This window comes from Ruegeria sp. HKCCA0370, from assembly GCF_013033705.1.
In the GTDB taxonomy this organism is placed as follows: domain Bacteria; phylum Pseudomonadota; class Alphaproteobacteria; order Rhodobacterales; family Rhodobacteraceae; genus Ruegeria.
In genome coordinates, this window is the sequence record NZ_WQEP01000020.1 from 23262 (window position 1) to 30512 (window position 7251).

Annotated in this window: 6 protein-coding genes; 1 reads left to right on the forward strand and 5 read right to left on the reverse strand. The window is 53.8% G+C overall.

The genetic code is table 11. The features are described 5' to 3' along the window. Positions 1-5 precede the first annotated feature (5 nt). From GOW31_RS21500 to GOW31_RS21520, 5 genes are all read right to left on the reverse strand, one after another. Positions 6-2072 carry an FAD-dependent oxidoreductase gene (locus GOW31_RS21500; RefSeq protein WP_171172753.1) on the reverse strand — a complete coding sequence of 689 codons (2067 nt, stop codon included), beginning with the start codon at positions 2070-2072 and terminating at the stop codon, positions 6-8. 94 nt (positions 2073-2166) lie between these two features. Next, positions 2167-3222 carry an extracellular solute-binding protein gene (locus tag GOW31_RS21505; RefSeq protein WP_171121020.1) on the reverse strand — a complete coding sequence of 352 codons (1056 nt, stop codon included), beginning with the start codon at positions 3220-3222 and terminating at the stop codon, positions 2167-2169. Positions 3223-3240: 18 nt separating this feature from the next. Continuing rightward, entirely contained in the window at positions 3241-4341 is a 1101-nt protein-coding gene (locus GOW31_RS21510) for an ABC transporter ATP-binding protein (protein WP_171172754.1), read from the reverse strand. Positions 4342-4361: 20 nt separating this feature from the next. Next, on the reverse strand, positions 4362-5156 hold the full coding sequence (locus tag GOW31_RS21515) for an ABC transporter permease (protein WP_171172755.1): 795 nt from the start codon (positions 5154-5156) through the stop codon (positions 4362-4364). Next, a complete protein-coding gene (locus GOW31_RS21520) occupies positions 5153-6016 on the reverse strand; it encodes an ABC transporter permease (protein ID WP_170380962.1) in 864 nt (287 codons plus the stop codon). Before GOW31_RS21520 ends, GOW31_RS21515 begins: the two co-directional genes overlap by 4 nt. A 190-nt stretch (positions 6017-6206) precedes the next feature. On the opposite strand from GOW31_RS21520, the gene GOW31_RS21525 reads away from it, so the two are divergent. Next, positions 6207-6848: a TetR family transcriptional regulator C-terminal domain-containing protein gene (locus GOW31_RS21525; protein WP_171172756.1), complete on the forward strand. Its 642-nt coding sequence runs from the start codon at positions 6207-6209 to the stop codon at positions 6846-6848. Positions 6849-7251 lie beyond the last annotated feature (403 nt).

Consider the following 7251-nt stretch of genomic DNA (forward strand, 5'->3'; position numbering starts at 1 on the left):
GCACCTCATGCAGATTCAAGGGAAATGACTTCCCGGCGGAAGAATTCACGGTCGATGTCGTCCGCGTTACGTTCGAAATTCCGGGCAGCCATGTGACCCGAATATACAGCATCCGCGATCAAGCCGGGGTTTGCGGCATCTCCGATTAATTCCAACGTTTTCAGCGGACTTGCTGTCAAACCGCAAAGCTCGTCGTAAAGAGTGGTTTCTCGCATTCGCTGCGTCACCAGTACCACGGAGCTGCATTCAATGGAGTTCTCTCGCCCCGTGTAGACGCACTGCAATGTCGCCTGGCCGGGCGCGACACCGGCCAAGGTCTGGGACAGGTTCAGACGAACGCCTTTTTCCAACAGACTGCGTTGCACTTTAGTCTGCTCCAACGTCAATTCGGTAAACGGCGAAACTATTGAGGCCGGCGTTACAAAGACAACCTCTCGCCCAACCTGAGCCAAATGATCAGCCAAGACTCCACCGAGATAGGCTTGATCATCATCGTAGACCACAATCGGGCCGTCCTGCGGCATGACTCCGGCCACAATGTCATCCGGAGTGAAAATCTGAGAACCTAAACCGATTGGTGCACCGTGAAATGCAGATTTCCCGCGCCCGTCTCGCCGCCATTTTGCGCCGGTTGCAACAAAGACGTTCGGCATACCCAACTCGATGACCTCACTGGCTGACAAACGGCTGTCGGTGAACAGTTGAACGTTCCCGCGTTGTTGCAGGTCGTAGATTCTGTGATCTGTCACGCGCTTCCAAGCGGATAGCCCGGTCAGGGCAGCTTCCTGCATCACACGGCCGCCGAACTCATACTTTGCTTCCGCCAGAGTTACCTCGTAGCCCCGCCGCGCCAATTGCATGGCGCATTCAAGTCCGGCTGGTCCGCTGCCGACAACAAGCGCAGCTTCCTCGTTTACCCGACGCTCAATGATCTCAGGATGCCATTTCCTCCGCCACTCTTCACCCATAGTCGGGTTTTGAGTACAGCGTATTGGGACGCCGAGAGAGTCGGATGAAACACAGATATTGCAACCGATACACTCACGTATTTCTTCGATGCGATCTTCCCTAATTTTGTTGGGCAGAAACGGATCGGCGATGGATGGTCGCGCCGCGCCGATAAAATCAAGGATGCCCTTCCTGACCAGTGACGCCATCAAGTCCGGCGACGTAAGACGCCCGACGCCCACAACAGGCTTAGAAGTCACCTGTTTCACGAACTCGATGTATGTGGTCTGAAAGCCGTCGCGGGGCTCGAACCGGGTCGTCGCAGAGTCGTTGCTCCAATCCGCCACATTAACATCCCAAAGGTCTGGAAGCTCGGCCAGCAATTCGACTACTGCACGGCCTTCTTCCTGCGCTTGCATCCCCTCTGACCCGAGCATTTCATCAACCGCAAACCGAAGGGCAATGGCGCAATCATCTCCGACCTCTTCCTTGGTTTCTTCCAGAAGCTCCCGGGTCAGTCGCACCCGGTTCTCCAACGAACCTCCATATTCATCCGTCCGATCATTGAACTGCGGCAGCAGAAAATGATGAGGCAATGTCATGTGGTGCCCCGCATAGACATACACAATGTCGAACCCGGCTTCGCGCGAGCGACGAGCCGCCGCGCGATGCCACTTGCGAAATTCTCGAATGTCAGCCTTGTCCATTGCCCTTGCCTGTTTCGGGTATGGAGTCTGCAAGACAAGTTCTGATGGGGCCAGCAGAGGCGCGCGGGTCAGGTGGTTTTGGGCATGGTGCCCGTTATGCGCCAATTGGATTGCCGCGAGCGAGCCCTTCTCATGAATTGAGTTGGTTATCAGACGCAGTGCGGGAATATCCTGATCGTCCCAAATTCGGTTTTCAGAATAAGGAGACAAATCTGAAGTCGGATGAATCTCGGCCTCCTGAGTGGACACCACCGCCCAACCGCCCTCGGCTTTCATCGCCCGCATGGCAGCTTCGGCCTGAGGTCGCAAATGACCCAAACCATTGCAGTGGGGCACCTGGTAGAACCGGTTTCGAGCCGTTACTGGCCCGATCTTGACCGGTTCGAAGAGAACAGAATATTCGTCAGCGCCTGACATTGCCGCGCTTCCTCCAAGGAAATTGGAAATTGGTTCGTGGGAATGGAAGGATTTCTACGTCCCCACCATTCCCGGCTGTGTTGTAAGAGTGCCCTTAGAAGCCAGCTTTGATGCGCTCGAATTCCTTCAACATCTTGGCCTCCAGCTCGGGGTTAACAGCGTCAAAGAACAGGCTGCCTTCAAAGAAGCTGTCCACATCCGAAAACCCGTAGGTTTCGATCAGCTCCGGGTCTGCCTGTGCAAAAGCGTCTTCATTGGCGTGGGCATAACCCCAGCTTTCAATGATGTATTTACCGCTTGCCGCAGAGCTGAGCGCGTTCAGCATGTCATAGACTTGCTCATCCGACTGCTTGGCAGATTTCAGATGCACATAACCGCAGACCCAAGTTGCGATACCTTTGTCTACATCACGCATCATGACCGCTGGCGTTTCGTTCCAGATCAGGTTCAGTTCCGATTGGTTCCATCCCCAACCCAGCGTGACCTCACCGCTGGCAATTGCCTGATCCAGTTGGCCGGCGTCAGACCAATAAAAGCGCACGTTCGGATGAATCGCGCGCAGGTAGTCCGCCGCTTTTTGGAATTCCTCGTCACTCATATCGGTATAGCTGGAGGCGCCGGTTGCCAATGCCGCCATTGCAAAGGCACTGGAAGCGGCGTCCGGAATGGCGACTTTGCCCTGATATGCAGAATCGGCAAGCAATTGCAGCGAAACGTCATCTGCCGAAATCATATCTGTTCGATAGATAAGACCAGTATTGCCCCATTCGAACGGAACCATGTAGGTCTGCCCATCAATGGTGATGCCATCGACCTCTTTGATCTTGGGCATCAGCTTGTCCCAGTTTTCCAGCTTGCTGGTGTCAATCGGCTTGATCATGTCTGCCGCTACCCACTTTCTCAGGGCATCCGTGCAGGGATGGGCCAAATCAGCTTCAAAACCGGACTGAAGCTTTGTGAACGCTTCTTCCACGCTGCCAAAATAGGTGTAGCTAGGCGCGCCGCCGTATTTTTCGACATAGTCGCCGTAGAAACCCTGATCCTCATATCCGGACCAGTCAAAAACGGTCAGATCAGCGGCGTTCGCCAGAGCTTGGCTGGCGGCAAAGGTGGCAACTACTGCTGCCATAAGTGGTGCTGTTTTACTCATTTGTCTCCTCCCACAGATTCATGATTCACGTTTGCCCAAATCGATCACCGAGGCGCTTTGAACACCAAGCCAGACGGTATCGCCCCGGCTGTGATCGACTGTGTGAAAGTAGTTGGGCACTGCGACGGCGATGCTTCCGGGCAATCCGTCGATGCGCACATAATAATGGACGCTCTCACCATAGAAGGCGACGTCCGATACCACGCCTTGAACATAAGCGTCGTAGCCTTCCGGTTTTTCTGCGCTGATATCCAATTGTTCGGGCCGAACGCCGACCAGCAGTTCTTTGTCATGCATATGAACGTTTGGATTCACCCCAATCGTCATCTGCCCAAACCCCTGAACAGTTACTTCCAGCGTTTCAGAATTTTCAGCCGTTACCTCAGCATCCAGAAAGTTCATTCCACCGATAAAAGAAGCCACTTCCCGATTGCACGGTTGAGAATACAGAACTTCGGGCTTGTCGACCTGCTTGAGCTGCCCAGCAAACATGACACCGATGCGATCGGACATGGTCATCGCCTCGTATTGGTCATGCGTGACCATGACGAAGGTAACTCCAAGCTTTTGCTGCAGACGGCGCATTTCCAGCTGCATGGCTTCGCGCAGGTTTTTGTCCAGCGCGGAAAGAGGCTCATCCAACAGCAGCACTTTCGGCCGCATAACCAACGCACGAGCAAGCGCCACGCGTTGACGCTGACCGCCCGACAATTCATTGGCCTTGCGGTCCTGCAAGCCGCCAAGTTCAACCATCTCAAGCGCTTCAGCAACGCGCTCCTTGATTTCCTTGCGCGAGAGCTTTGTCTTGCGCAAACCGAACCCGACATTGTCGCCCACATTCAAGTGCGGAAAGATTGCATAACTTTGAAACACCATATTGGTGGGACGTTTGTTGGCAGGCACCTCGCCCATTACGCGCCCATCAATCCGGATCTCGCCCTCTTCGTGATCCTGAAACCCGGCGATGATGCGGAGGGCCGTGGTCTTGCCGCAGCCCGAAGGCCCAAGCAGCGAAAAAAACTCACCCTCTTTCAAGGTCAGGTTCAGATCGGACACAGCCACAAAGGAGCCAAAGCGTTTTTCAACGCCCTGAATTTCGATGATGTTCTGTTCGCTCATCTTGTTCATTTCCTTTGGCTTCAATCCGATGACTGGGTGGAACGGCGGCGGAAATACTCGGCAATCAACAACAGCAGGACCGAAGACAGCAAAAGCAACGACCCAAGCGCCAGCGTGTTGGGTAATTTTGCCGGGAAGCGGATCTGGCTCCAGATATAGACCGGCAATGTCGGGCTGTTCCCGGACAGGAAAAAGGCCAGGACAAATTCATCAAACGACACGGTGAATGTCACCAGCATGCTGGCGATGATGCCGGGCGCAACAATAGGCAGAGTGACACGCCGAAAGGTTCCCACAACGCTTTCGCCGAGATCGAAGGCAGCCTCTTCCAACGACTGGTCGAAATCGTCAAAGGCCGATTTCATGATCGATACGGAAAAGGGCAAAGCCACGAACACATGCCCAAGAATCACGGTTGTCAGTGAAGGTTTCAACCCGACGCTGATGAACAGTACCAGCATCGAACTGGCGACAATGATACCGGGCACGACCAGCGGGAGCATGACCAGACCTTCGGAGAATTCCCTTCCTTTGAAACGGTACCGGACATAGGCGCGCGCGGCGAACAGGCCCAGAGACGTCGCCATCAAGGCAGTCACACTGCCGACGATCAGCGAATTGACCATCGCCTGCAGCAACGTGTCTTGCTGACCTAACTGCGCGTACCACTTCAACGTGAACCCCTTTAGCGGGAAAGCCACGATGGTTCCGTCATTAAATGAAAACAGCGGCAAGAGCAGAACTGGCAGGTACAAAAACACCAGATAGGCGATCGCGTAAACAAGCAACCATGGGATACGAATAGCCTTGGTCATCTGATCCTCCGCCCCAGTGCGGTGACGACCACCACAAACAGGATTGCGACGCAACCGACCGAAAGCATGGCAAGCAGAGACAGGGTTGCACCCAATGGCCAATTATTGGCCGCGCCAAACTGAACCTGGATCAAATTGGCCACCATTTTTCCCTGCGAACCGCCGACCAAGGCTGGCGTGACATAGTCGCCAACCGTGGGGATGAAAATGATCAAGCAAGCGGCGATGATCCCTGGCACCGTCAGGGGCAAAGTTACGCGCACAAACCGTTCCAACTTGCTGCACCCCAAATCGGTTGCGGCCTCCAAGAGGCTGCGGTCGATCTTTTGCAGCGACACATAAATCGGCAGGATCGCAAACGGCGCCCAGGCATGTGCAAGTGTAAGGACAACAGCGAATTCATTGTAGAGCAGGAATGTAAGCGGCTCCTGTATCAGCCCCAGCGAAATCAATGCTGAGTTCATCACCCCATTGAAGCCAAGGATCAATTTCCAGCTGAACACCCGCAGCAGGTAGCTGCTCCAAAACGGGATGGTAATCAGCAATAGCCAGAGGGTTTTTTTCTGCGTCCGAAACGCGATGAAGTAGGCAATCGGATAGGCCAGACCGACCGTCGCCAATGTCACTGCCCCCGCAATCGCGACCGACCGGATCATCAGATGTCGAACCAGCGGGTCGGTAAACGCCTCTTGGTAATTCGCCCAGGTCAGTGTGCGGTCAATCTCGACATAGGTCTGGGTCCAAAAGCTGTAGGCGACAAGAATGCAAAGCGGAACAGCCACGAGCAGGCCGACATAGAGCGTCGCAGGCGCGCTCAGTGCCAGGCCCTTGCCCGTTTCACTTCGTAGTACTCCGGCCATGCTTCCCTGCTGAGCTTCGTTTTCGGTGGCACGACAATGTCGATCACAAAATGGACAATCGTCCATTTAAATCTGGAATTTTTGGACTAGCTGTGTCAACTGATAATTTCGCAACTGGGGATGGCCAATTTCACACCGGCCATTAGAAGACACCGCAAGAGACTGAAAACAAACAGAGCCGCCTGATCCAATGACTGGAAGACGACAAGAAATACGCGAGCGAAACCGCCTTTCCCTGATCGAGGCAGTACTCGACTCGGTTGCAGAAAAAGGGATTTCCGAGACTTCCGTCAGCGAAATCATTCAACGCGCCGAACTGTCCCGCGGCATGATTCACCTTCATTTTGGCGGCAAAGACAATTTGGTTGACGAAGCCGCCCGCTACTCATCCGAACAATACTACAATGGCATTTACGACCTGTTGGAAACGACTGGGCAAACCGGACAGGAACATATTGAGATGATTGTTCGCGGCGACTTGAGTGAAGCCATTCTCAATAAGAAAAACGTTTCCATTTGGTACGCGTTTCGAGGCGAGGCCCGAAACAGAGCGGCAATCGCTGCGTTTTCAGATACCCGCGATGCTAAGCTTCGTAATCTGGTTTTCAACGCATTCGCTCGAATTGCGAAAGAAGCTGGAACCGAACACCCTAATCAAGTTGCTAGGGATGCTACGCACGGCACACTCGCAATGCTGGAAGGCATGTGGACAGATTACCTACTCCACCCGGATTCATTTGATCGTGACGAAGCAATGAGAATTGTTTTTCGATTTCTGCGCGCAATGTTCCCGAAGCATTTTGACCTAAGCGGCGCTTTGGTGCTTGAGTAGAGCTTGCGTCAGGTTTCCTATCTGGCTGCTGTAGAAGTGGACAATCCCCATCTTTCAGTCAACATGTTGGAAACACAGTACGGACGCAAAAGGTTCAATTGAACCAGCTGCTATCCGAAACCCAAAGTTGACGAATGTGCCATAACGAACCGGGAACATAGCTGAAGCGGTTTTATGTGAAGCGATCTCTGGTTGAGTGCCCGGCCTGCTTTCAGGAGTGCGAGGCCGTCCTATCAATATGTCAAAAGTAACCAATTGTTGTTGCGCGGGAACGCATGCATAGCTCGCTTGAGCAGCCTCATCTGACTGGTCCAAATTGATTGTTGGTGCATTGTCGGCCTGCGATCCATTGGTATGATGGTTTCGGGCGCTGGCGGGCGATAGCCCAGTGCACTGTGGGGCC

What these genes read in the sequence shown, in the direction of transcription:
- GOW31_RS21510 (WP_171172754.1), bottom strand. Translation starts at nt 4,341, where the DNA reads ATGAGCGAACAGAACATCATCGAAATTCAGGGCGTTGAAAAACGCTTT.
- GOW31_RS21525 (WP_171172756.1), top strand. Translation starts at nt 6,207, where the DNA reads ATGACTGGAAGACGACAAGAAATACGCGAGCGAAACCGCCTTTCCCTG.
- GOW31_RS21505 (WP_171121020.1), bottom strand. Translation starts at nt 3,222, where the DNA reads ATGAGTAAAACAGCACCACTTATGGCAGCAGTAGTTGCCACCTTTGCC.
- GOW31_RS21520 (WP_170380962.1), bottom strand. Translation starts at nt 6,016, where the DNA reads ATGGCCGGAGTACTACGAAGTGAAACGGGCAAGGGCCTGGCACTGAGC.
- GOW31_RS21500 (WP_171172753.1), bottom strand. Translation starts at nt 2,072, where the DNA reads ATGTCAGGCGCTGACGAATATTCTGTTCTCTTCGAACCGGTCAAGATC.
- GOW31_RS21515 (WP_171172755.1), bottom strand. Translation starts at nt 5,156, where the DNA reads ATGACCAAGGCTATTCGTATCCCATGGTTGCTTGTTTACGCGATCGCC.